Origin of the sequence: Brucella sp. TWI432 (assembly GCF_039674445.1) — a bacterium.
Classification (GTDB): Bacteria; Pseudomonadota; Alphaproteobacteria; order Rhizobiales; family Rhizobiaceae; genus Brucella; species Brucella chromiisoli.
Genome location: NZ_JBDJNL010000009.1, coordinates 52,690 through 74,951, shown reverse-complemented (window position 1 = coordinate 74,951; position 22,262 = coordinate 52,690). Strand labels below are relative to the sequence as shown.

The following is a 22,262-nucleotide window of genomic DNA, read 5'->3' as shown; positions in this document are numbered from 1 at the left end:
GCACGATCTATACAAGCCGAAACGGATTTGTTGCCCGATGCTTTATTTTTCACGTTGGAAATCGGCTTTGATCTGGCTGGCAATCATTGCCAGCTTCATCATAGCGTCGCCTAATTTTTTCTCGCGTGAAACACTGGCCAATCTGCCCGGATTTTTGCCGACAAAGCAGGTGGCGCTTGGGCTCGACCTTTCTGGTGGTTCTCGCCTCATTCTTCAGGTGCAGAATCCTGGCAGCGGCGATCTTGATCGCACCAAAAACATTATGCGGCAGCGCCTTGAAGAATTGGGCTACGGGAGCCCGGTCGTTGAGGAAGAGGGCCGCAACCGTATTCGCGTAGAAGTTCCGGGCCTTTATGACGCTCAGCTTCTAAAAGATATTCTTAGTATCCGGGGTAATCTTTCGTTTCGTGCGGTTGATGACAGCATGTCACCCGACGATGCGATCCGCGGAGCCCCCCCAGCCGACAGCAAGATTATTTATTCCTATGATGATCCGCCGGTTGGTTATCTTGTAAAAAATGATCCTGTTTTTACCGGTGAAGATGTCATCGATGCAAAAGCCACGCTTTCCGAAGATGATAATGAACCCGTCATCACGCTGACGCTTGATGAGAAGGGGCGCCGCAATCTCGCAGCTGCGACCGCTCATGCTATCGGCAAAAGCTTCGCAATCGTTGTCGACAATCAGGTTGTTTCTGCACCTGTTGTCAGCGAGCCGCTTGATACGGATGAATTGCAGATATCAGGCGCATTCGATCTGCAATCTGCCAATAATATGTCGGTGGTTTTGCGCTCCGGTGCGTTGCCTAAGGCTGTAACGGTTCTCGAAGAACGCACAATTGCATCTGCGCTTGGCGATGATTATGCGAGCGCCGCTGTTTCCGCAGCGCTTCTTGCAGCATTTCTTGTCGGCCTGTTCATGATCCTGTCCTATGGCGTGCTTGGCGTGATCGCCATGGTCGCGCTCGCCGTCAACGTGATTATCCTTGTGGCAATCATGTCCTTGATCGGCGCATCGATTTCACTGGCCAGTGTGGCCGGTATCGTGCTGATCATTGGCATGGCGGTTGATGCCAATATTCTGATTTATGAGCGTGTGCGCGAAGATCGCCGCAAAGGCTATTCAGTCGTTCAGGCAATGGAATCGGGCTTTTATCGCGCGCTTTCAACCATTGTTGACGCCAATCTTACGACCATGATTGCGGCTCTGGTGCTGTTCTTGATGGGCTCTGGACCGGTTCATGGCTTTGCACTCACCGTCACAATCGGTATTCTCACGACGCTGTTTACGACGCTGACCTTTACGCGTTTGCTGATCGCCCAGTGGGTTCGGACCGCAAAGCCGAAAGAAATTCCGAAGCGCCGCTTGAAGCTCGTTCCAACCGTTACGCATATTCCGTTTATGCGTCTTCAGTTCGTGACGCTTGGCATCTCGGTTCTTGCATGCGCAATCGTTGTCGCGCTGTTCGTCAATATCGGCATCAACTACGGTATTGATTTCCGTGGTGGCTCGATGGTGGAGTTGCAGGCGCGCAGCGGGGATGCAAATCTGCCTGATATTGAAGAACGCATGAGCGAGCTTAATATTGACAGTGCACGTGTTCTTCCCGCCAAATCGCCACGCTCGGCTCTTGTGATCATCGGCAGTCAGGAAGTTGGCGACGATGCGGAACAGACAGTTGCAGTCAAACTGCGCGGCGAATTTGAGCCGGATTATTCGTTCCAGCGTGTTGAAGTTGTCGGGCCTACTGTTTCCGAGCAACTCTCCCAGGCAGGTCTTTTGGCGCTGTTTTTGTCGTTGGCTGGTATCTTTGTCTATGTCTGGATCCGATTCCGCTGGCAGCTGGCGCTCGGTGCCGTTCTTTCGACGCTCCATGACGTTATCATTCTTGCGGGTGTGTTCATTGTCTTCCGTATGGAATTCAATCTCTGGAGCGTAGCAGCGGTTCTGACGATTATTGGTTATTCGCTCAACGACACGATCGTGATCTATGACCGCGTGCGTGAAAATTTGAAGCGCTACAGCAGTGCGCCACTGCCTGCGATTATTGACGCTTCCATCAATCAAACCCTCTCGCGAACATTACCAACAGCCTTTGTGACTTTCATTGCGCATGTTCCGCTCTATATGTTCGGTGGTGCTGATATTCGCATGTTCGCATTGGCTTTGAGTGTAGGGATTATCGTAGCGACTTATTCTTCGATCTTTATTGCAGCGCCTCTGCTCGTGCAGTTCGGTCTCAAGCCGCGTGCAGCCGATGGTGATGATGCAATGGGCGACGATCTTGCGAAGTCGCTCAATCTGGATAACTAAAATGGTAAAAGGCATAGAAATTCGAGAGGCTCACTTTCCGGGCCGTGCACCCATTGATGCATATGGCAATGGCGGTTTCCGCTTTGCAGAGATGTCTCATATTGGCTCGATCCTGTGCTTGCCGTCAGGCATTCATGGCTGGCAACCACACACGCCGCCGGTCCTGTCGTGTGATGATCTCGGCGCTATTCTCGAACAGGCAAATGACATCGAAATTCTTCTGGTAGGCACCGGAATGGATCTGCGCCGTATTCCGGAGGATGTGCGCGCTTTGCTGCGCGAGCATCGTATTTCGTCTGATCCAATGAGCACGGGCGCTGCTGTGCGCACCTATAATGTGCTGCTTGCGGAAGATCGTGCCGTTGCGGCCGCACTCATTGCGGTAGACTGATTTCCATGAACCAGAATGAAGACCATTGCCTGACGCTTCTGCGCGAAGCCGACCGGGATCGTTATCTTTCAGTGCTTTATGCGCCAGAAGACAAACGTGGCGGGTTGGCAGCGCTTTATGCTTTTAACGCAGAAATTGCCCGCATTCGAGATCTGGTGCATGAGCCACTACCCGGTGAAGTGCGTCTGCAATGGTGGCGTGATCTCATCAATGGTGAAGAACGCGGAAGCGCGGATGCGCATCCGGTTGCAGCAGCCCTGATCGACACGATCAATAAATATGATCTGCCGCGCGTGGCTTTCGATAATTATTGCGAAGCGCGCATTTTCGATCTCTACGATGACCCGATGCCAAGCCGGAATGATCTGGAAGGCTATTGCGGCGAAACCGCTTCGGCACTGATCCAGCTTGCTGGGTTTATTCTTGATCGTGATGCTGCTCAACAGCATACCGAAACGATTGGCCATGCGGGTGTTGCACAGGCGGTGTCAGGGCTCTTGCGTCTAATGCCTGTTCATCGTCGTCGTGGGCAGCTTTATGTGCCTGGGGATATGTTGCAGGCGGTTGGCGTGACGCGTGACGCCTTCCTCGGTAATGAAGATAAATCTGCGCATGAGCGCGTGATCACTGTTATGACGGCGCTTGCACGCGAGCACCTGGCAATTTTTGACAAGGCCAAAAAGAACCTGCCTAAAAGTCTCGGCCTGGCATTTCTGCCGATGGCACTTGTTCCTGCTTATCTCAAGTCCGTTGAACGGCTTGGTGGTAAAGCTGCCGATCAGGTCGCCGATCTCTCAGCCATACGCAAACAATGGCTGATGTTTCGCGCTAATTTTTAAAAAGAGGCGGTTTTCTGCGTAAGAAAACCGCCTTATCACTTTGATTTATAATCTCTTTCGAAATTATGCGTCGCTATCGAGCCATTGCTTGAAATCGCTGAGTGCGCGTTGAGACAAGGCGCGCTTTTTCGCAATCGTCTTTTCCTTGCCGCGCAGCCGCGTGCCATCCGGCTTTGGTACGTCGATTGGTGGAAACAGGCCGAAATTCACATTCATTGGCTGGAATGAGCGTTTGCCGGGTTCATCGTCGTCAGCAACGATGTGGCCTCCCGTAATGTGGCCGAGCAGGGCACCAAAAGCGGTGGTCTGCGGTGGCGCAACAGGCGTCTTGCCGAGCTTTTCAGCAGCGGTAAAACGTCCGGCCAGGAGACCAATAGCCGATGATTCGACATAACCTTCACAGCCGGTAATCTGGCCAGCGAAACGCAGATTTTCGCGAGACTTCAACCGCAGCACATTATCAAGCAGCACTGGCGAGTTAAGGTACGTGTTGCGATGCAGACCACCCAGACGCGCAAACTCGGCATTCTCAAGACCGGGAATCATTTTGAAGATGCCGGTCTGGGTGCCGTACTTAAGCTTCGTCTGAAAGCCGACCATATTATAGAGCGTGCCCAGCGCATTATCCTGGCGCAACTGCACAACCGCATAGGCCTTGACCGTCGGATTATGCGCGTTGGTCAGGCCCATTGGCTTCATCGGGCCGTGACGCAGTGTTTCAGCACCACGCTCGGCCATAACTTCGATTGGCAGGCAGCCATCGAAATAGGGCGTGCCTTCCCATTCCTTGAAATCAGTCGTATCGCCTTCAATGAGGGCTGCAACGAAAGCCTCATACTGCTCCTTATCCATGGGGCAGTTGATATAATCCTTGCCGGTGCCGCCGGGACCGACCTTGTCATAGCGCGACTGGAACCAGCACACATCCATATTGATCGAATCAAAGTGAATGATCGGCGCAATGGCATCGAAGAAGGCGAGCGCATCAGCACCTGTTTGTTCCTGAATGGCTTTCGCAAGTGCTGGTGCCGTTAACGGACCGGTTGCTACAATCGTTGTGCCCCATTCTTCCGGGGGCAGGCCGGTGATTTCTTCGCGCTCTATGCTAATCAGCGGGTGCGCTTCGAGTTTCGCTGTCACTGCCTGCGAAAAGCCCTCGCGATCAACTGCGAGTGCGCCACCAGCCGGAACCTGATGCGCGTCGGCGCACGCCATGATCAGCGAACCGGCAAGACGCATTTCGGCGTGAAGCACGCCGACCGCATTGGTTTCAGCATCATCAGAGCGGAAGGAGTTCGAACAGACAAGTTCTGCAAGCTGCTCCGTCTTATGCGCATCTGTGCCGCGAACCGGCCGCATTTCATGCAGAACCACGGGCACGCCGGCCTGCGCAATTTGCCACGCGGCTTCGGAGCCTGCGAGACCGCCACCAACGACATGTACGGGGGAGAGATTGGTATCTTTTGACATGGCAAATCCCTTACCTTCTTTGCCTGTCGCCTTCAATGGGAGAAGAGCCCAGCAGTTCCGAAAGAGTACCACAAAAACAAATGGCATCCGGCGCGGGAGGAGGTGCGACGGATGCCATTATTGTCAGACCGGAATTGGGAGGAGGAGAGACCGGTCTTAGTATCGCAAAGCATGGGAGGAGGAGCGCTTTGCGACAAACCAGGCCTGATGGGAGGAGGATTCAGGCCCAGCAAAATGAATTCTGTTTAGCGAGCCTTTGACTGACGCGCTACATAAGGAATGTCTGCGCGGGAAATGCCAAGGTCGTTGAGTTCGCGAGTCGAAAGCTGGTTGAGCTCATTGACAGTATCGCGGTAACGGCGCCAGTTGTTGTAAGAGCGTACGAGGTTCATGGTATTATTCCTTCATCGTTGAGGAACTGTGGTTCAATTCATCTTTTCTGTGCTCATGATATAACGCATTGTTTTCGTTAGTTGCAGGCCCGAGTTTGCATAGCTGCCTTGCGGGTTCTGCAACACACGCTAAATCGATTAGACTGGTCGGGCACAAATTTGCCTCAAACTGATTTGCGTTGCCTCTTTGCCAGCTGGCGAGTTTCCTATATGTTCCCAATCACTTGAATTAAATTTAGCATCAACAGATAGATCGTTCAGGAGTTGTTTTGTCGTTTTCAGTTTCCGTAGAGCGCCTGATCGAGCGTTGGCAGGATGACGGCCTTATCGACGCCGAAACCGCCTCGCGTCTCAATGTTGATCTTAAAAAACGGGGGCCACGCTTCAGTCTTGGCTCGGTGCTGGCCACACTGGGGGGGCTGCTGCTCGGTGCCGCTGTCATCATGCTGATTGCCGCCAACTGGCAGGACATGCCGCGCATCATGCGGATCGGTCTTGTCTTCGCGCTTATCTGGGCCTGTTATCTCGGTGGAGCATGGCGGCAATTGCGTGGCGACAAAGTGCTTCCGCAGGCCCTTTATATCGTTGGCGCTGCATCATTTGGTGCAGGTATCGCGCTTGTCGGTCAGATGTATCATCTGTCGGGCGATGTGCATTTGGCAGCACTTGTCTGGACCGGTGGCGTCTTAGCCGCTGCCTTGCTGTTGCGCTCGTCCGTTCTGACAGCGTTTGGTGCGGGCGTGGCCTGCTTCTATCTCTCCACCTATGTATATGACAATAATTATGGTGATCTCAGTTACCGCCTGATCGGACCGGTGCTCGTGCTGATTGGCGCTGCTGTGGCGCGCTATACCCGATCCCGGCATGCGGCGCATTTGTGGTGCCTGTTTGTACTTGGCTGGGCGTTACTTCTTTATGTCGAGAATGAAAACCGTATGATTCTCGGCTTGATGCTTCTGTTCGGCATGGCATTCATGCTGGCCGATGCTTTCGCACATGATGCACTTCAGAAGCTGACGCGCTTTGCGCATCCTCTTGCGTCTTACGGTCTGCTGCTCGCATTGCTGGCGCTTGGCATCTTGCAGGTTGACAGAATGTTCTCTTATTCCACGCCCGAGGGCATAGCGCATGATGTTATTTACGGCATCTTCGTTCTCGCACTTTCTATTGGAGCGCTTGCAATATGCGGGCGCGACAATGGCAGTTTGCGTTCTATTGCTTATGCGGCCTTCTCGTTTGAAGTGCTGTATCTGGCCTTTGCGACGGTTGGTTCGATGATCGGCACGTCAGGATTTTTCCTTACAGCCGGTATTCTGGTGCTTCTTCTCGCTGCTTTTGTGCGCCGTATGGAAAACAGGTTCGGACGAAAGCGCGGGCCGGAGGTGCAGCAATGAGTGTTATGAAAAGCAAATGGCTTTATGCAGGTGCGGTTGCGGCCGCATTGCTTCAAACAGGCATTTTATATTCGAGTATTGAAAAGCGCGCCTCTGTGCTGCGGTCTGGCCATGAAGTGGTGTTGCAAACCCAGCCAGTCGATCCTCGCGATTTGATGCGTGGCGATTATGTCATCCTCGGCTATGATATTTCGACGATTGCGCTGACGCGTATTCAAGGAAAACCTCCCCGCGATGCTCGCGATGTCTATGTGGCGCTGAAACCGGATGCTAACGGCATATGGCATTTTTCACGCGCGGCTTTCGTGCCTTTCACGGACCTCGCTTCTGATGAAGTGCAGATTCATGGGGAATCAAATTATGTGATCCCTGATTATTCCGATGCCACCATCAACCTGCGTTACGGCATAGAACGCTATTATGTGCCCGAAGGTGAGGGGCGTGAGATCGAAGACAGCCAGCGAGATTTAAGCATTACAGCGGTGGTTGCCATCGACGATAACGGCACAGCGGTCATGAAGGCTTTGCGTGATAATGGTGTGCCGCTTTACGAAGAGCCGCTTTATTAATATCGCTGCTTTCGAAAAGGGGCTTGGCTCTTGCGACAGGATCGCTATATAGGGGCAGAAAGCACGAAAGCGCTTCGGCTTGAAAGAGCTGGCAAATCAATGCCGGTAAAAAGGCTTTTTTCCTTTGAACCGGGAAAATTGAATGATATAGAGACGCGCGCTTTCGAGGGCAGTTCAATATCTGAGACGAATTCAGTGCGTTCGGTTGAATGCACTTCGGCTTAGAAGCGGATATGGCGAAATTGGTAGACGCACCAGATTTAGGTTCTGGCGGGAGACCGTGGGGGTTCGAGTCCCTCTATCCGCACCAACTGCTGCAAGGCAACAGAATTTCTCTCCCGCGACAAGGCACATAGGCCGGCAACGGCGGGACAATGACAAGAAGTGAAGGTTTGAACATGCAGGTTACCGAAACGCTCAATGAAGGGCTGAAGCGCGAGATTAAAGTCGTGGTTCCGGCCGGAGATCTCGAAGCCAAGCTCTCTGAGCGGCTCGAAACTGCGCGTGGTCGCGCCAAGATTAACGGTTTCCGTCCAGGCAAGGTGCCAACGGCACACCTGCGCAAGACCTACGGCAAGTCCTTCATGGCTGAGATCGTGAACGAAATCCTCAACGATTCGTCGCGTTCGATTCTTGCGGACCGCAACGAAAAGTCGGCAACGCAGCCCGTCGTTTCGATGTCGGAAGACGAAAAAGAAGCTGAAAAGGTTCTCGACGGCAAGGCCGATTTCGTTTTCTCGCTGACCTACGAAGTTCTGCCAACGATCGAAGTCAAGGACTTCACGAAGATCGCTGTCACCCGTGAAGTCGTAGATATTTCGGAAGAAGAAGTTGACGAACAGGTCAAGCGCGTTGCTGCTTCGACCCGTACCTTTGAAGCAAAGAAGGGTAAGGCCGAAAACGAAGATCGCGTAACGATCGACTATCTCGGCAAGCTCGACGGTGAACCATTTGAAGGCGGCGCAGACACCGATGCGCAGCTCGTTCTTGGTTCGGGACAGTTCATTCCTGGTTTTGAAGAGCAGCTTATTGGCCTCAAGGCCGGCGACGAGAAGGTTATCAACGTAACTTTCCCTGCTGAATACGGTGCAGCGCACCTCGCAGGTAAGGAAGCAACCTTCGACATCACCGTAAAGGGCGTTGAAAAGGCTGGCGAACTCGTTCTCGACGATGAAACCGCTAAGAAGCTCGGTATTGAGTCGCTTGAGCGTCTGCGTCAGGTTGTTCGCGAACAGATCGAAAGCCAGTACGGCCAGATCACCCGTCAGAAGGTAAAGCGTCAGATTCTTGACGCGCTTGATGGCGATTACCAGTTTGAAACCCCTGAAAAGCTTGTTGAAGCCGAATTCAACAACATCTGGCAGCAGATCAACTTCGACCTGCAGCAGGCTGGCCGCACCTTCGAAGACGAAGAAACCACGGAAGAAGCTGCTCGCGAAGAGTATCGCAAGCTTGCTGAGCGTCGCGTTCGTCTCGGTCTGGTTCTCTCCGAAATCGGCGAAAAGGCTGGCGTAGAAGTTTCTGAAGAAGAACTGCAGCGCGCTGTCTTTGATCAGGTACGCCGCTACCCAGGTCAGGAAAAGGAAATCTACGAATTCCTGCGCAAGACGCCGGATGCCGTTGCGAACCTCCGCGCGCCAATCTTCGAAGAAAAGGTCGTTGACCATCTGCTCGCAAACATCAACGTGACCGACAAGAAGGTCTCGAAGGAAGAGCTGACCGCAGAAGACGAAGATGCAGCTTCGGAAGCAAAGCCAGCCAAGAAGGCTGCGCCTAAGAAGAAGGCCGCTCCTAAGAAGAAGGCAGAAGAAAAGTCCGACGAGGCTTAATTCTTTTCACGCCCACTTTATGAGAAGGCCGCGCAATGCGCGGCCTTTTTCGTTTCATCTCCTGCAATTGATTGGCCGAAAAGCTTGCATCGTTGAGGGCTTTGTTCTAGCCAGTATGCAATCCGTTTTTAGCTCAATCCGAATATTTGCGAGCCAGCATGTCCCTTATCGATACGCGTATACCTGAACCAAAACGTTTCATTTCTGGCGCAACTGGCGACTGGGAAGTGGTCATCGGCATGGAAGTCCATGCGCAGGTTACGTCCGAGTCGAAGCTGTTCTCCGGTGCCTCCACATCCTTTGGTGCTGATCCGAATGCCAACGTATCTCTGGTTGATGCTGCCATGCCAGGCATGTTGCCGGTGATTAATCTTGAATGCGTCAAACAGGCTGTCCGTACAGGCATTGGTCTGAATGCGCAGATCAATCTCAAGTCGGTTTTTGATCGCAAAAACTATTTCTATCCCGATCTGCCGCAAGGCTATCAGATTTCGCAGTTCAAGCAGCCGATTGTTGGCGAAGGCAAGATCATGATCTCCGTTGGTCCTGACAACAAGGGCCAGTTCGAAGATGTTGAGATCGGCATTGAGCGTCTGCATCTCGAACAGGATGCGGGCAAGTCGCTGCACGATCAGCATCCAACCATGTCCTATGTCGATCTGAACCGTTCCGGTGTGGCGCTGATGGAAATCGTTTCCAAGCCAGACCTGCGTTCGTCTGACGAAGCACGTGCTTATCTGACCAAGCTGCGCACGATTGTCCGTTATCTCGGCACCTGTGACGGCAATATGGACGAAGGCTCGATGCGCGCCGATGTGAACGTCTCCGTTCGTCGTCCGGGCGGTGAATTCGGCACGCGTTGCGAAATCAAGAACGTCAATTCGATCCGCTTTGTTGGTCAGGCGATTGAAGTTGAAGCACGTCGACAGATTGCTATTCTGGAAGACGGTGGTTCAATCGATCAGGAAACCCGCCTGTTTGATCCTGTAAAGGGCGAAACCCGTTCGATGCGCTCAAAAGAAGAAGCGCATGACTATCGCTATTTCCCGGACCCCGACCTTCTACCGCTCGAATTCGATCAGGCTTTCGTTGATGCGCTTGCCGCTGATTTGCCTGAGTTACCCGATGTCAAAAAAGACCGCTTGGTCGAAACGCTCGGCATTTCGGTTTATGACGCTTCGATTCTCGTCTCGGAAAAGGCAATTGCTGACTATTACGAAGCGGTGAGTGAGGGTCGTGACGGCAAGCTGGCTGCAAACTGGGTCATCAATGATCTTCTTGGCGCATTGAACAAGGCTGGCAAGGACATTGAAGAATCGCCTGTTTCGCCAGCGCAGTTGGGCAGCATTATCGATCTGATCAAGGACGGAACAATTTCCGGCAAGATCGCCAAGGAACTCTTTGAGATCGTCTGGAATGAAGGTGGCGACCCGAAGAGCCTCGTTGAAGAACGCGGTATGAAACAGGTCACGGATACCGGTGCGATTGAGAAAGCCGTTGACGATATTATTAGCGCCAACCCGGACAAGGTTGAGCAGGCCAAGGCCAAGCCAAGCATGGCGGGTTGGTTCGTTGGTCAGGTGATGAAGGCGACAGGCGGCAAGGCCAACCCACAGGCCGTCAATGATCTGGTTAAGTCCAAGCTTGGGATTGAAGAATAATGTGGGTGCGCAGCGCCAGTGAGGCCGATCTGAAGGCTGTGCACGAGTTGCTGGTTTCGACTTGGCATGCGACCTTCGATGACGTTCTTGGCCGGGAGGCGGTCGACGCCGTTACCGGAAAATGGCACTCGGTTGCAGCACTCAAAGCCAATCTCAAGAAGCCATATTCGGAATTTATCGTTGCAGATAACGGCGAGGGCGGTATCGATGGAATGGCTTTTGCAAGCCAGACCGGAGAAGGCAAAGCCTCGCTGCACCAGCTTTATGTGCGCCCCGAAGCGCAGGTGCAGGGCATCGGCACCATGCTTCTGGCAGAAGTCGAAATGGCTTTCCCGGGTGTGAACACGATGCGCCTTGAAGTGATTGAGCGCAATGAAAAGTCGGTTCGTTTCTATGAGCGCAAAGGCTATGTGCGGGTTGGGCGCAGTGAAGATTGGGGTGATCCCAATTGCAAGGAACCGGTGCTGATTATGGAAAAGTCTCTTGAAGGCTGGAGCATGTAGGAACGCGTTGCTGCCGCTTCATACTCTTGTGACAGCGGCAACTTGCCCCTTGCGTTGCGCGTTTGATAGGGCCATAAGCGTTGAAAACCCGGTAGTTTTACTGCCTGTGGCAATAACGGATCTGGATAGGTCATGAAGAAATTTCTTACGCAAGTCTTCACATGGTGGAATGGCCAGACACTTGGCACCCGCTTTCATACCTGGCGCAAAGGCGAACGGGTTGGTGAAGACGAGTTCGGCAATATTTACTATCAGGGTGGTAAAGACTCTGAAGGTCGTACACGCCGCTGGGTCATTTTCAATGGCTATGCGGAAGCAAGTGCTATTCCTCCGGGCTGGCATGGCTGGATGCATCACCGTGTTGATACACCGCCAAGCAAGGAAGATTACAAGCCGCGCGACTGGCAGAAGCCACATTTGCAGAACCTGACAGGTTCACCGCTGGCTTATCGTCCAAAAGGTGCTATCGCGATTCCGGGAACGCAGCCTGCGGAACGCCCGCGCGTGACCGGCGAATACGATGCCTGGACACCGGGCAGCTAAGTTTTATGAAAAGATCGGCGTGTGGTTTACCGCCGGTCTTTTTCTTTAGCGTCACACTGCAAAAGCCCTGAGGATAGATGCTTGCGAAGCATTGTTGCTTGCAGCTGGGCTACGAATCGTCACAATTGACGATTAGAAACGATTGCGGCTCTATATTTAACCAGATTGTACGGATATCCGTTTTGACGAAGCATTCTCCCGGCACGGCTGTTAACGGAAAGAACTGGATAATGAGTGCTGTGAAACTCGCTTTGCTCACAGCTCTCGCTGGTACATTGAGCTTTAATACAGCCTATGCAGAGCGCATTTCCAATCCTGTTGCCGAATTTTCGGGGTTGGACAAGATCACTGGGCGCATCACAACCTTTGATGTTTATATCAATGAGACAGTGCAATTTGGTGCGCTGCAGGTAACGCCCAAGGTTTGCTATTCTCGCACTGAGAATGAGGCACCGCGCACAGATGCCTTTGTCGAAGTTGATGAAATCACACTTGACCGAAAAATCCGCCGGATTTTTACAGGCTGGATGTTTGCGGATAGTCCGGGCTTGAACGCCGTTGAACACCCGATTTATGACGTATGGCTGAAGAACTGCAAGCAGTCTTCTGACGTCCCGCCGCCTGATCAGCGCAAATAATCTTGAGATTCAGAATAAAGCTGTGCCCTGAAGCGCGTCTTCGAGCAGCTTTTCATATTTCTTGCGCCGGACTTCGATCGCACCGAAGCGCTCAAGATGCGCGGTCGTGAACTGGGTATCGAGCAGCACAAAGCCCTGCCGCTTCAGATGTTCCACCAGAAAAGCGAGGCAGACCTTTGATGCGTCACGCTTGCGCGTAAACATGCTTTCGCCAAAGAAAGCGCGTCCCAGCGTAACGCCATAAAGTCCACCCACGAGCTTACCCTCATGCCACGCTTCAACGGTGTGGCAATGACCGGCATCAAAAAGCTGACCATAAGCTTCGCGAATTGGCCCGTTAATCCATGTGCGTGCTCGTTCGCCGGTGCCGCTTGCGCAGCCGTCGATAACTCCCTCGAAATCGCTGTCGAGACGGATTTCAAAAACTGCTTGCCGGATGGTTTTTTGCAGGCTTTTCGGAACGTGAAAGCCATCAAGCGGGATGATGCCGCGCTTTTCAGGACGAACCCAGAAAATCTCCGGGTCATCCGCATCTTCTGCCATCGGAAAAACTCCGGTGGCGTAGGCCCGCAGGAGCAACTCCGGGTCGATTGAATAGTCGTCCGGGGAGGCTCCTGCGGTCACTTTACTTATGCACCTGGTGTTTCAGACTGCTTGGCCAGATATTTTTCCAGCCAATGAATGTCGTAGTCGCCATTGGCGATGTCCTGATTGGAAATCAGGTCCTGGAACAGGGGCAGGGTCGTCTTGACACCATCGACCACGAACTCATCAAGTGCGCGACGCAGACGCATCATGCATTCAACGCGGTTGCGGCCATGAACGATGAGCTTGCCGATGAGGCTGTCATAGTAAGGCGGGATGCGGTAGCCGGAATAGACGCCCGAATCCACACGAATGCCAAGGCCACCCGGCGTATGGTAATGCGTGATCAGACCCGGTGAAGGCGTAAAGTTACGCGGATCTTCCGCATTGATACGGCATTCAATGGCATGACCGGAGAAGCGGACTTCATCCTGCTTGACCGAAAGACCGAGACCTGCTGCCACACGGATCTGCTCGTGTACGAGATCAATGCCGGTGATGGCTTCGGTAACCGGATGCTCCACCTGCAAACGGGTGTTCATTTCGATGAAATAGAACTCGCCGTTTTCATATAGGAACTCAATCGTGCCAGCACCGCGATAGCCCATGTCGGCAACAGCATTGGCGCAGACCATGCCAATCTTGTCACGTGCTTCAGCGTTCAACGCTGGGGAATTGGCTTCTTCCCAAACCTTCTGGTGGCGGCGCTGCAACGAGCAGTCGCGTTCGCCCAGATGGATTGCATTGCCTGCACCATCGCCCATCACCTGAACTTCGATGTGACGCGGCTTTTCGAGGTATTTCTCGATATAGACTGCATCGTCACCAAATGCCGCACCCGCTTCGGTGCGAGCGGTTGAGAGAGCGACTGAGAGGTCTTCCTCGGTGCGTGCAACCTTCATGCCGCGACCACCACCGCCGGCGGATGCCTTGATGATGACCGGATAGCCGATTTCTTTTGCGATGCGCTTGGCTTCGTTTTCGTCGGTTACGCCGCCATCTGAACCCGGAACGACTGGAATGCCAAGGCGCTTAGCCGTGCGCTTGGCTTCAATCTTGTCGCCCATGATACGGATATGCGAAGAGGTTGGTCCGATGAAGGTAATGCCGTGTGCTTCAAGAATTTCAGCAAACTTAGCATTTTCCGACAGGAAGCCGTAGCCCGGATGGATTGCATCCGCGCCTGTGATTTCGCAAGCGGCAACGATTTGATGAATATTCAGATAGCTGTCGCGTGATGGAGGCGGTCCAATGCACACACTTTCGTCCGCAAGGCGAACATGCATCGCATCAGCGTCTGCCGTGGAATGAACTGCGACCGTCTTGATGCCCAGTTCTTTACAAGCCCTGAGCACGCGAAGAGCGATTTCGCCACGATTGGCTATGAGTATCTTTTGAAACATTGCGCTTTGCTGCCCGTTCATTGAATAAGCCGAAATTCTTCTGACCAAATCGTCGTCTTATTCGATGACGACCAGCGGCTCGCCGAATTCGACGGGCTGTGCATCTTCGATCAGAATAGCCTTGACTGTACCGGCGCGCGGAGCGGCGATCTGGTTCATGGTCTTCATGGCTTCGATGATCAGAAGGGTCTGGCCTTCCTTAACCTGTGTGCCAACTTCGATGAAGTTGCGTGCGCCGGGAGCAGGCGCCAGATAGGCGGTGCCGACCATTGGTGAAGGAACAGCGTTCTTGCTGAGTTCTGCCTTGGTTGGCTCTGCGGCAACAACAGCAGCGACAGGCGCTGGGGCCGCGGCGGGTGCTGCCTGCATCACGGTGGCAGCCGCCTGAACCGTTACCTTGCGCGAAACGCGAATACGCAGATCGCCATGCTCGACTTCAATGTCGGTCAGGTCGGTTTCATTGAGAATGTCCGCGAGATCGCGGATTGTTTCTTTGTCGATGACGGATGATTTGCTGGACATATCAGGCCCCTTTACGCTTGCCCGTTGTTTTCTTCTTCTTTGGCAATTGCCGCGAGTGCGCGCAGGCCGAGCAGGTATCCTTCCGCGCCAAAGCCGCAGATAACGCCTTTGGCGACTGCGGAGACATAGGAGTGATGCCGGAAAGCTTCACGCGCATGAATATTAGAAAGATGCACTTCCACAGCCGTAACCTTGGCCGAGCGGATGGCATCGTGAATAGCAACCGAAGTATGACTGTATGCAGCCGGATTGATCAGGACATAGGCGTTTTTCTCGCCTGCTTCCTGGATCCAGCTCACCAGCTCACCTTCATAATTGGTCTGGCGAAAATCGATAGCAAGGCCCCATTGTTCAGATTCGCGTTTGCAGCTCGCTTCGATATCATCGAGCGTTGCCACACCGTAGATGCCCGGCTCGCGCTTCCCCAGAAGGTTGAGATTGGGACCATTCAGAACAAAAACCGTTTTTACCATGTTCATCCGTTGTGGATTACGGGCCTATTACGAAATTTCGACTACACTTCGCATTTCATATAGAGGGCTTAGACGCAAGCTGAAACCCTCTAAATCAATGCTAATGTTTCACCACCGCGTTTTTCCCGCTATTCTTTGTGGAATGAACGCAATATGTGGCAAAAATAGTCATTTATACGCTCTGATTAAGTGATTGCGCGTCCTCGAAAATCAAGAAGACGCGATCTCAATCAGGCTAGCTTTTGTTTGCCGAGCGTGCGGCTGCGATTCTTTCGATCAAACCTTCGGCACCAATTGCACCCGGAACAAGTTCGTTTCCGATGATGTAAGACGGCGTTCCGGTGATATTGAGCTTTTGGGCAAGCTGATAGGTTGCCTGGAAAGCCTTGGTGATGGCTGGATCTTTCATCTTTTCACGAAGCTGTGTTTCATCCGCTCCGAGCTTGACCGCGTCAGCTATCGCAGACGCTTCCGTTGCGCGTTCCTGTGCACCGAGAAGAAGCTCATGATATTCGACGTATTTTTCGGGCATCAAAGCTCTGAAAGCTTGTGCCACGACATGTGCACGCATGGAATCCGGGCCGAGAATTGGGAATTCCTTCATCACGAAGCGCACATTCGGATCATTTTTGAGAATGGCTTCCATGTCGGGCAGGGCACGTTTGCAGTAGCCGCAGTTATAATCGAAAAACTCATAAACAGTGACATCACCGTTTGGATTGCCAAACACAGCATCATGCGCTGGATTGAAGAGCTGGTCTTTGCTGGAAGCCAGGATTTGCTTGACCTGTTCCTGCGCTGCCTCTGCCTGCTTGGTTTCAAGCGCGGTCTGCACTTCGACCATGATTTCAGGGTTCTGCAACAGATAGTTGCGAATAATGTTCTCAATGCCCTGTTGGGTCATTGCGGGGTTAGCCGTCGCGACGACAGGGGCTACCGGCGCGGCCTGATTGGCTGTACTGCCTGCATAAAAACCCAGAGCAAGGGCGGCGGCACCAACAACGCCACCAGCGATCGAGCCCAAAATCACGTTCTTCATAACTTTCACTTTCTTACGTGCTGAAAAGCTGTGCAGGACATCGATGCCAAGCCTAGCTGATATAGCGTCTGTGCTGATTATTTTTTAGCCTTTGCGTTGATAATATCCTGCGCACGCAACCAGTCGGGCGTTCCCCGTTTAAGCTGTTTTTGCGCACGGATCGCAAATATCTGCGCCTGTTGTAGGTTCCCGGAATAATAGTTCATGTCCGCGGTCGCAAGGTCTGCGCGTGCCATGTCCCCTGACTGGCCGTAGGCTTGCGCCAGAAACCCATATCCGCCGGGGAATTCCGGGTCCGCAGCGATGCCGGCTTTCAATTCTCTGATGGCCGCAGGCATATTGGTTTTGTTACCCGTGAGCATCAAGGCACGACCATAGCTCATGCGAAGCAATGGCGATTTGCGTGTATCGAGCGAGACTGCGCGCTGGAAAGCCTTGGCAGCAGCTTCTGGATTGTTCGCCTTGATCAGAACTTCTCCCATCATTTCCTGAAAATACGGGTTCTTCGGTTGTTCTTTAATCAGCGCTTCGAATTTTGGTATTGCGGAGCGTGCGGAACCGTTCAGATAAGTTGTAATCGCGTTGCCATATCGGGCGGGTAAGCCGCCGGGATTGGCGCGGAACATGCGCTGCAATGCGCCCATATTATTGGAATAGGCTGCGATCTTGGCGCGCGCCATGTCATGTCGGAGCTGGAGAGCGGGTGAATCGACCTTGTTGAAATTCGGGCTCTTCTTCGCAAGCTCCTCAAGATTGGCAATGCGTTCGCGCGGCAGCGGGTGGCTGATGCGATACTGGTCGATCTGCGTGCCGGAAAGCGAAAGCGCAGATGCAAAACGCTGGAACGTATCCAGCATACCCTTCGTGGATTGGCCTGTTGCATTGAGATAATTCACAGCCAGCCGATCTGCGGTGATTTCTTCGGTGCGCTGATAGCTGAGCAGGCTACGCATTGCCATTTCAGAACTGCCCATAGCAATGCCGCCACCAGCACCAGCAGCAGCACTGCTACCGGTTGCTGCACCTGCAACACCGGCCCCAACACCCAAAAGCATACCGATAACGGCCATGGTGCGTGCGCGGCTTAATTGTTCACGCAGCCGGTCCTGATGACCACCTGCAATGTGGCCCGCTTCATGCGCAATCACGCCGATGATTTCATTGGGCGTTTCCGCCTGCATGATTGCACCGGTATTGATAAAAATACGGCGACCATCAACGAAGGCGTTGAAACTCTGCGAATTGACCAGGATGACGCGGACACCGCGTCCGCCAAGTTTTGCTGCTTTGAGAATGGGGGCTGCGTAATCTGCAACCAGCGCTTCAATTTCAGCATCGCGAACAATCGGAACTCCGCCGCCGCGCGACTGCGCCTCTGCAGGCGATATGCCTGTCACAGCCACAGCGAGGGCTGCAAATGCGGCCACTGAGCGGCGCATCATAGTTTGAAAGGAAATCGCTTTGGCTGAGAAAGTTGCAGTCATACTTTCCATATTGCCCCTCATTCTCCTCAAATCTGGCTTATAATTAATAGGGTTTTGGTGCGAATCTTAGCACTTCCATATGTCTCTAAGTATCTTAAATCAAACTTCATCGCTGTTTTTACTATAGCGCTGTTGCTTTACCAATCCGGCGATTATAGGGCGGGGGAGTTGAATTGCATTCACCGCTTTTCTGGAGGCCAAGTTGAATATTCTTTCCAACCGTAGCGCAGTCGAACCGTTTCACGCCATGGATGTTCTGGCGGAAGCCAATCGTCGTCGTGCTGCGGGCCATCCGATGATTTCGATGGCAGTCGGGCAACCGGCAGACCCGGCTCCGCAAGCCGTCCGGCTGGCTGCGGAGCGTGCACTGAAAGATGGCCGCATCGGTTATACGGATGCGCTTGGCCTGATTGAACTGCGCGAAGCGATTGCCGGGCATTATGCGCACAACTATGGTGTGTCGGTTTCTCCGGAACGCATTGCGATTACCACAGGGTCGTCAGCAGCCTTTAATCTAGCATTTCTCGTCTATTTCGACCCCGGTGATCGCGTTGCGATCACGCGTCCGGGCTATCCAGCTTATCGCAATATCCTGAAGGCTCTTGGTCTTGAAGTGGTGGAAATTGCCAATGAGGGCGGAGCATCCGGCGCGTTGACGGCAAAGGCGCTTGCCGCAGCCCACGCAGAAAAGCCGTTGAAAGGGGTGCTTTTTGCCAGCCCTGCCAACCCAACGGGCGCGGTGATTGACAAGCCCGAACTCAAAGCAATCATTGAGACCGCGCAGGATCTTGGCATCCGCGTTATTTCTGATGAAATCTATCACCGCCTTTCCTATGAGAAGGAAGATGTGACGGCATTGCAGATGTCAGACGATGTAACGATCATCAATTCGTTCTCCAAATATTATTGCATGACCGGCTGGCGCATCGGCTGGATGGTTCTGCCTGATGCCGATGTACGCGCTATCGAATGTCTGGGGCAGAGCCTTTATATTTCCGCACCGGAGCTTTCGCAGCGCGCAGCAATTGAAGCGTTTAACGCGACCGCTGAGCTTGAACGAGTCAAAGACCGCTATCGTCAGAACCGGAAAATCCTGCTTGAGCATTTGCCGCGCATGGGGCTCAATCTCGCGGCACCGATGGATGGCGCATTCTACGCCTATTGTGATGTGTCGCGCTTTACCAATGACAGTATGCAATTTGCGCGTCGCATGATCGCTGAAACCAACATAGCCGCAACACCCGGACGTGATTTTGATCCGATCGATGGGCACCGGACGATGCGTTTTTCTTATGCAGGCAGCCTTGGAGAAATAGAGGAAGCGGTTCGTCGCCTCGAAGAATGGCTTCCACAGCAGAAAGTCTGACCGCTACTAAATCGATATTGTAAAACAAAAACCGGCGTCTCCGCCGGTTTTCTTATATTCTACATCAGAATTTTGTCAGGGCTTAGAAAAAGCCCTTTTTCTGCCACCAGCCACCGCGCTTCGGCTTCTGTTCTTCAGCGTCGCTTGATGTAACAACGGGCTCTGAAACCTTCTGCGGCTCTGCAATGGTTGCCACTTCTGCCTCGGCAACAGTTTCCTTGACCGCAGTCTCTTCAACCTCCGGCTTTGCTGCCGCCTTGCGTGGACGACGCTTTGGTTTTTCCGTTTCAACGGCTTCCGCAGGCGCAGGCGCTTCTGCCGGAGTTTCCTCCTCAACAGCCTTCTTGCGCGAGCGTGTCTTGCGGACAGGCTTGGTTGCTTCATCTGCAACACCATCGTCAGAAGCAACTTCTTCAGACTTCGCAGTCTTGCGACTACGCGGCTTGCGGGCTGGCTTTGCGGGTTTTTCCGTATCTTCAACGCTGGCCGCTTCGGGCGCTTCTACCACATCAACCGTAACGGCTTCTGCAGCAACAGCTTCGCTGGCAACGATGTTCGCCGGTTCTTCTTCAACCTTAGCCGGGATAACCGGTGTGTAGCCGACAAATTCCGGATCAGGTATTTTTTTGACCTGAATATCGTCTTCACGACGGTTCTTGCGTCCACCACGGCGGCCACGACGACGCTTCTTGCGACGATCTTCTTCGCTCTGTGAAGCGCTTTGCTGAGTGCCCGTGTTCTCTTCATCATCTTCGTCAGATGCGTCAGAGTCCGTTTCAGCCTGTCCGTTCTGCTCACCATTTTCGCGATCACGACCACCGCGACGGCGGCGGCGACGGCGACGTTTGCGATCACCTTCTTCGCTGTTTTCTTCGCGCGGCTGCGCTTCGGTCTTGATTTCTTCTTCGCCGTCATCCTCATCAAGCGGGATGTCGGGGTCGTTGAGATCATCTTCGTAGACAATTGGCTGCGCAGGCTGGATTGTCACTGGACGCGTCGACGGCGCACCTTTGTCGATGACAAAATGCTGATGACCAACGCTGTCGTCTGCATCAATGCTGATTTCGGCACCGAAGCGGCCTTCAAGTTCAGCCAACAATTCGCGCTTATGGTTCAGCACATAAAGTGCTGATGCAACCGGGGTGCGGACAGTGATGTCATAGCCCGAGTGACGCAGAAGATAGTCCTCAATGCCACGAATAATATGTAGCGCCATCGACGAGTCGGAGCGAACATGTCCCGTGCCACCACAATGCTGGCAAACCTGCATCGTGCTTTCGAGAACCGATGCGCGGATCCGCTGGCGCGACATTTCCAGAAGGCCGAAATGTGAAATGCGACCGACCTGAATGCGCGCGCGGTCGTCTTTCAGGCAGTCCTTCATCTTCTTTTCGACAGCACGGTTATTGCGCTTTTCTTCCATGTCGATGAAGTCAACAACGATCAGACCGGCAAGGTCGCGCAGACGCAGCTGGCGCGCAACTTCTTCAGCTGCTTCCAGATTTGTCTGGAGGGCAGTGTCTTCAATCGAATGTTCGCGGGTCGAGCGCCCCGAGTTTACGTCGATCGCAACAAGCGCTTCGGTCTGATTGATGATGAGGTAGCCGCCTGATTTCAGCGTCACTTGTGGCAGAAGCATCCGATCAAGCTGTGCTTCCAGACCATAACGTGTGAAAACGGGAACCTGTTCGCGATAAGGTTGAACAACTTTTGCGTGGCTTGGCATAAGCATCCGCATGAAGTCTTTCGCTTCACGATAGCCAGTTTCACCTGCAACGAGGATCTCTGTGATGTCTTTGTTATAAAGGTCACGGATCGAGCGCTTGATCAGACTGCCTTCTTCATAGACGAGGGAAGGTGCCGTCGATTGGAGGGTGAGCGTGCGGACATTTTCCCACATGCGCATCAGATATTCATAGTCGCGCTTCACTTCCGCCTTGGTGCGGTTTGCACCTGCGGTACGCAAAATCACACCCATGCCCTGCGGCACTTCGAGGTCTTTGACGATTTCCTTAAGGCGCTTGCGGTCCTGCGGATTGGTGATCTTGCGCGAAATACCGCCGCCACGCGCGGTGTTCGGCATCAGAACCGAATAACGACCGGCCAGTGAAAGATAAGTCGTGAGAGCTGCGCCTTTATTGCCGCGCTCTTCTTTGACCACCTGAACCAGAATGATCTGGCGACGCTTGATCACTTCCTGAATGTTATATTGACGGCGATTGGTGCGACCATGCGATGGAAGTTCTTCCATTGCATCTTCGGACCCAACCGATTCAACCATGTCTTCTTCATTTTCGACATCGTTGTCGTCATCATCGTCGGCATCAATGGCTTCGGAAATGACATTGCCGTTCTGCTTCATCAGGGCGATGGCAGGTGTTCCGGGAACATAATTTGCAAAGGCCGGCCCGACGGGCTCTGCCGCAGGCAGACCGTTATTGGCGTTGCTGGAATACGAATCACCATTCTGATCATCGCGACGTCCGCGACGGCGATGACGGCGCGAGCGATCATTGGCTTTCGCCTTTGGCTCGTCTTCGTCTTCTTCTGCACGCGCGGCTTTTGCTTCCGCTTCCAGCAGCGCCAGACGATCAGCAACCGGAATCTGATAATAATCAGGATGGATTTCAGAAAATGCCAGGAAGCCATGGCGATTGCCGCCATATTCCACGAATGCAGCCTGAAGCGAGGGTTCGACGCGGGTAACGCGCGCGAGATAGATATTCCCTTTTAACTGCTTCTTATGCTCCGACTCAAAGTCGAATTCTTCAATTTTGTTGCCACGCGTTACGATAACGCGCGTCTCCTCCGGGTGGGAGGCATCTATAAGCATTTTGTTGGACATTA

At 53.2% G+C, this 22,262-nt stretch carries 20 protein-coding genes and 1 tRNA gene; 12 read left to right on the top strand and 9 right to left on the bottom strand.

Features of this window, described 5'->3' with window-relative positions; all coding sequences use genetic code 11:
- Positions 1 to 37 precede the first annotated feature (37 nt).
- The 3 genes from secDF to ABE527_RS13605 are packed head-to-tail and all read left to right on the top strand — an operon-like array spanning position 38 to position 3,544.
- The gene (gene secDF, locus ABE527_RS13615) at positions 38 to 2,314 is read left to right on the top strand and encodes a protein translocase subunit SecDF (protein WP_499697219.1); all 2,277 of its coding nucleotides are present in this window, start codon (positions 38 to 40) and stop codon (positions 2,312 to 2,314) included.
- Between the two features lies 1 nt (position 2,315).
- On the top strand, positions 2,316 to 2,705 hold the full coding sequence (locus ABE527_RS13610) for an Mth938-like domain-containing protein (protein WP_265983644.1): 390 nt from the start codon (positions 2,316 to 2,318) through the stop codon (positions 2,703 to 2,705).
- Between the two features lie 5 nt (positions 2,706 to 2,710).
- On the top strand, positions 2,711 to 3,544 hold the full coding sequence (locus tag ABE527_RS13605) for a phytoene/squalene synthase family protein (RefSeq protein ID WP_499697218.1): 834 nt from the start codon (positions 2,711 to 2,713) through the stop codon (positions 3,542 to 3,544).
- A gap of 63 nt (positions 3,545 to 3,607) precedes the next feature.
- Here ABE527_RS13605 and trmFO read toward each other — a convergent pair whose 3' ends face one another.
- Both trmFO and ABE527_RS13595 read right to left on the bottom strand, forming a co-directional pair.
- The gene (trmFO, locus tag ABE527_RS13600; protein WP_499697217.1) at positions 3,608 to 5,014 is read right to left on the bottom strand and encodes a methylenetetrahydrofolate--tRNA-(uracil(54)-C(5))-methyltransferase (FADH(2)-oxidizing) TrmFO; all 1,407 of its coding nucleotides are present in this window, start codon (positions 5,012 to 5,014) and stop codon (positions 3,608 to 3,610) included.
- Between the two features lie 245 nt (positions 5,015 to 5,259).
- Positions 5,260 to 5,406 carry a DUF1127 domain-containing protein gene (locus ABE527_RS13595; protein ID WP_265983650.1) on the bottom strand — a complete coding sequence of 49 codons (147 nt, stop codon included), beginning with the start codon at positions 5,404 to 5,406 and terminating at the stop codon, positions 5,260 to 5,262.
- A gap of 269 nt (positions 5,407 to 5,675) precedes the next feature.
- Between ABE527_RS13595 and ABE527_RS13590 the strand changes: the two genes are divergently transcribed.
- The 8 genes from ABE527_RS13590 to ABE527_RS13555 all read left to right on the top strand — a co-directional run bounded on the left by ABE527_RS13590 (position 5,676) and on the right by ABE527_RS13555 (position 12,543).
- A complete protein-coding gene (locus tag ABE527_RS13590; RefSeq protein ID WP_499697216.1) occupies positions 5,676 to 6,800 on the top strand; it encodes a DUF2157 domain-containing protein in 1,125 nt (374 codons plus the stop codon).
- Positions 6,797 to 7,369, top strand: coding sequence for a GDYXXLXY domain-containing protein (locus ABE527_RS13585; RefSeq protein ID WP_499697215.1), 573 nt, complete (start codon positions 6,797 to 6,799; stop codon positions 7,367 to 7,369). The genes ABE527_RS13590 and ABE527_RS13585 overlap by 4 nt, the downstream gene beginning before the upstream one ends.
- 227 nt (positions 7,370 to 7,596) lie before the next feature.
- Positions 7,597 to 7,679: transfer RNA gene (locus ABE527_RS13580), tRNA-Leu, on the top strand.
- Positions 7,680 to 7,767: 88 nt separating this feature from the next.
- Positions 7,768 to 9,198 carry a trigger factor gene (tig, locus tag ABE527_RS13575; protein ID WP_499697258.1) on the top strand — a complete coding sequence of 477 codons (1,431 nt, stop codon included), beginning with the start codon at positions 7,768 to 7,770 and terminating at the stop codon, positions 9,196 to 9,198.
- A gap of 158 nt (positions 9,199 to 9,356) precedes the next feature.
- Positions 9,357 to 10,859, top strand: coding sequence for an Asp-tRNA(Asn)/Glu-tRNA(Gln) amidotransferase subunit GatB (gene gatB, locus ABE527_RS13570; RefSeq protein WP_499697214.1), 1,503 nt, complete (start codon positions 9,357 to 9,359; stop codon positions 10,857 to 10,859).
- Positions 10,859 to 11,362, top strand: coding sequence for a GNAT family N-acetyltransferase (locus ABE527_RS13565; protein WP_499697213.1), 504 nt, complete (start codon positions 10,859 to 10,861; stop codon positions 11,360 to 11,362). The genes gatB and ABE527_RS13565 overlap by 1 nt, the downstream gene beginning before the upstream one ends.
- 132 nt (positions 11,363 to 11,494) lie before the next feature.
- The gene (locus ABE527_RS13560; RefSeq protein WP_265983735.1) at positions 11,495 to 11,905 is read left to right on the top strand and encodes an NADH:ubiquinone oxidoreductase subunit NDUFA12; all 411 of its coding nucleotides are present in this window, start codon (positions 11,495 to 11,497) and stop codon (positions 11,903 to 11,905) included.
- A gap of 182 nt (positions 11,906 to 12,087) precedes the next feature.
- Entirely contained in the window at positions 12,088 to 12,543 is a 456-nt protein-coding gene (locus ABE527_RS13555; RefSeq protein WP_499694162.1) for a DUF2155 domain-containing protein, read from the top strand.
- A gap of 9 nt (positions 12,544 to 12,552) precedes the next feature.
- Here the strand turns inward: ABE527_RS13555 and aat are convergent, their stop codons facing one another.
- The 6 genes from aat to ABE527_RS13525 form a co-directional block, all read right to left on the bottom strand.
- A complete protein-coding gene (gene aat, locus ABE527_RS13550; protein WP_499697257.1) occupies positions 12,553 to 13,122 on the bottom strand; it encodes a leucyl/phenylalanyl-tRNA--protein transferase in 570 nt (189 codons plus the stop codon).
- A gap of 50 nt (positions 13,123 to 13,172) precedes the next feature.
- Positions 13,173 to 14,531, bottom strand: coding sequence for an acetyl-CoA carboxylase biotin carboxylase subunit (gene accC / locus ABE527_RS13545; RefSeq protein ID WP_265983739.1), 1,359 nt, complete (start codon positions 14,529 to 14,531; stop codon positions 13,173 to 13,175).
- A gap of 57 nt (positions 14,532 to 14,588) precedes the next feature.
- A complete protein-coding gene (accB, locus tag ABE527_RS13540; RefSeq protein WP_396996641.1) occupies positions 14,589 to 15,053 on the bottom strand; it encodes an acetyl-CoA carboxylase biotin carboxyl carrier protein in 465 nt (154 codons plus the stop codon).
- Between the two features lie 11 nt (positions 15,054 to 15,064).
- Positions 15,065 to 15,526, bottom strand: coding sequence for a type II 3-dehydroquinate dehydratase (aroQ, locus tag ABE527_RS13535; protein WP_265983741.1), 462 nt, complete (start codon positions 15,524 to 15,526; stop codon positions 15,065 to 15,067).
- A gap of 235 nt (positions 15,527 to 15,761) precedes the next feature.
- Entirely contained in the window at positions 15,762 to 16,565 is an 804-nt protein-coding gene (locus tag ABE527_RS13530) for a DsbA family protein (RefSeq protein WP_396996638.1), read from the bottom strand.
- A 77-nt stretch (positions 16,566 to 16,642) separates the two neighbouring features.
- On the bottom strand, positions 16,643 to 18,058 hold the full coding sequence (locus tag ABE527_RS13525; RefSeq protein ID WP_499697212.1) for a M48 family metalloprotease: 1,416 nt from the start codon (positions 18,056 to 18,058) through the stop codon (positions 16,643 to 16,645).
- Positions 18,059 to 18,251: 193 nt separating this feature from the next.
- On the opposite strand from ABE527_RS13525, the gene ABE527_RS13520 reads away from it, so the two are divergent.
- A complete protein-coding gene (locus tag ABE527_RS13520) occupies positions 18,252 to 19,415 on the top strand; it encodes a pyridoxal phosphate-dependent aminotransferase (RefSeq protein WP_499694159.1) in 1,164 nt (387 codons plus the stop codon).
- Positions 19,416 to 19,497: 82 nt separating this feature from the next.
- On the opposite strand, the gene ABE527_RS13515 is transcribed toward ABE527_RS13520, so the two are convergent.
- Complete coding sequence (locus ABE527_RS13515) at positions 19,498 to 22,260, bottom strand: Rne/Rng family ribonuclease (protein ID WP_499697211.1); 2,763 nt, start codon at positions 22,258 to 22,260, stop codon at positions 19,498 to 19,500.
- Positions 22,261 to 22,262: the final 2 nt, after the last annotated feature.

What these genes read in the sequence shown, in the direction of transcription:
- gatB (WP_499697214.1), top strand. Translation starts at nt 9,357, where the DNA reads ATGTCCCTTATCGATACGCGTATACCTGAACCAAAACGTTTCATTTCT.
- aroQ (WP_265983741.1), bottom strand. Translation starts at nt 15,526, where the DNA reads ATGGTAAAAACGGTTTTTGTTCTGAATGGTCCCAATCTCAACCTTCTG.
- ABE527_RS13530 (WP_396996638.1), bottom strand. Translation starts at nt 16,565, where the DNA reads ATGAAGAACGTGATTTTGGGCTCGATCGCTGGTGGCGTTGTTGGTGCC.
- trmFO (WP_499697217.1), bottom strand. Translation starts at nt 5,014, where the DNA reads ATGTCAAAAGATACCAATCTCTCCCCCGTACATGTCGTTGGTGGCGGT.
- ABE527_RS13585 (WP_499697215.1), top strand. Translation starts at nt 6,797, where the DNA reads ATGAGTGTTATGAAAAGCAAATGGCTTTATGCAGGTGCGGTTGCGGCC.
- ABE527_RS13560 (WP_265983735.1), top strand. Translation starts at nt 11,495, where the DNA reads ATGAAGAAATTTCTTACGCAAGTCTTCACATGGTGGAATGGCCAGACA.
- ABE527_RS13610 (WP_265983644.1), top strand. Translation starts at nt 2,316, where the DNA reads ATGGTAAAAGGCATAGAAATTCGAGAGGCTCACTTTCCGGGCCGTGCA.
- ABE527_RS13515 (WP_499697211.1), bottom strand. Translation starts at nt 22,260, where the DNA reads ATGTCCAACAAAATGCTTATAGATGCCTCCCACCCGGAGGAGACGCGC.
- tig (WP_499697258.1), top strand. Translation starts at nt 7,768, where the DNA reads ATGCAGGTTACCGAAACGCTCAATGAAGGGCTGAAGCGCGAGATTAAA.
- ABE527_RS13595 (WP_265983650.1), bottom strand. Translation starts at nt 5,406, where the DNA reads ATGAACCTCGTACGCTCTTACAACAACTGGCGCCGTTACCGCGATACT.
- ABE527_RS13525 (WP_499697212.1), bottom strand. Translation starts at nt 18,058, where the DNA reads ATGGAAAGTATGACTGCAACTTTCTCAGCCAAAGCGATTTCCTTTCAA.
- ABE527_RS13605 (WP_499697218.1), top strand. Translation starts at nt 2,711, where the DNA reads ATGAACCAGAATGAAGACCATTGCCTGACGCTTCTGCGCGAAGCCGAC.
- ABE527_RS13565 (WP_499697213.1), top strand. Translation starts at nt 10,859, where the DNA reads ATGTGGGTGCGCAGCGCCAGTGAGGCCGATCTGAAGGCTGTGCACGAG.
- accB (WP_396996641.1), bottom strand. Translation starts at nt 15,053, where the DNA reads ATGTCCAGCAAATCATCCGTCATCGACAAAGAAACAATCCGCGATCTC.
- accC (WP_265983739.1), bottom strand. Translation starts at nt 14,531, where the DNA reads ATGTTTCAAAAGATACTCATAGCCAATCGTGGCGAAATCGCTCTTCGC.
- secDF (WP_499697219.1), top strand. Translation starts at nt 38, where the DNA reads ATGCTTTATTTTTCACGTTGGAAATCGGCTTTGATCTGGCTGGCAATC.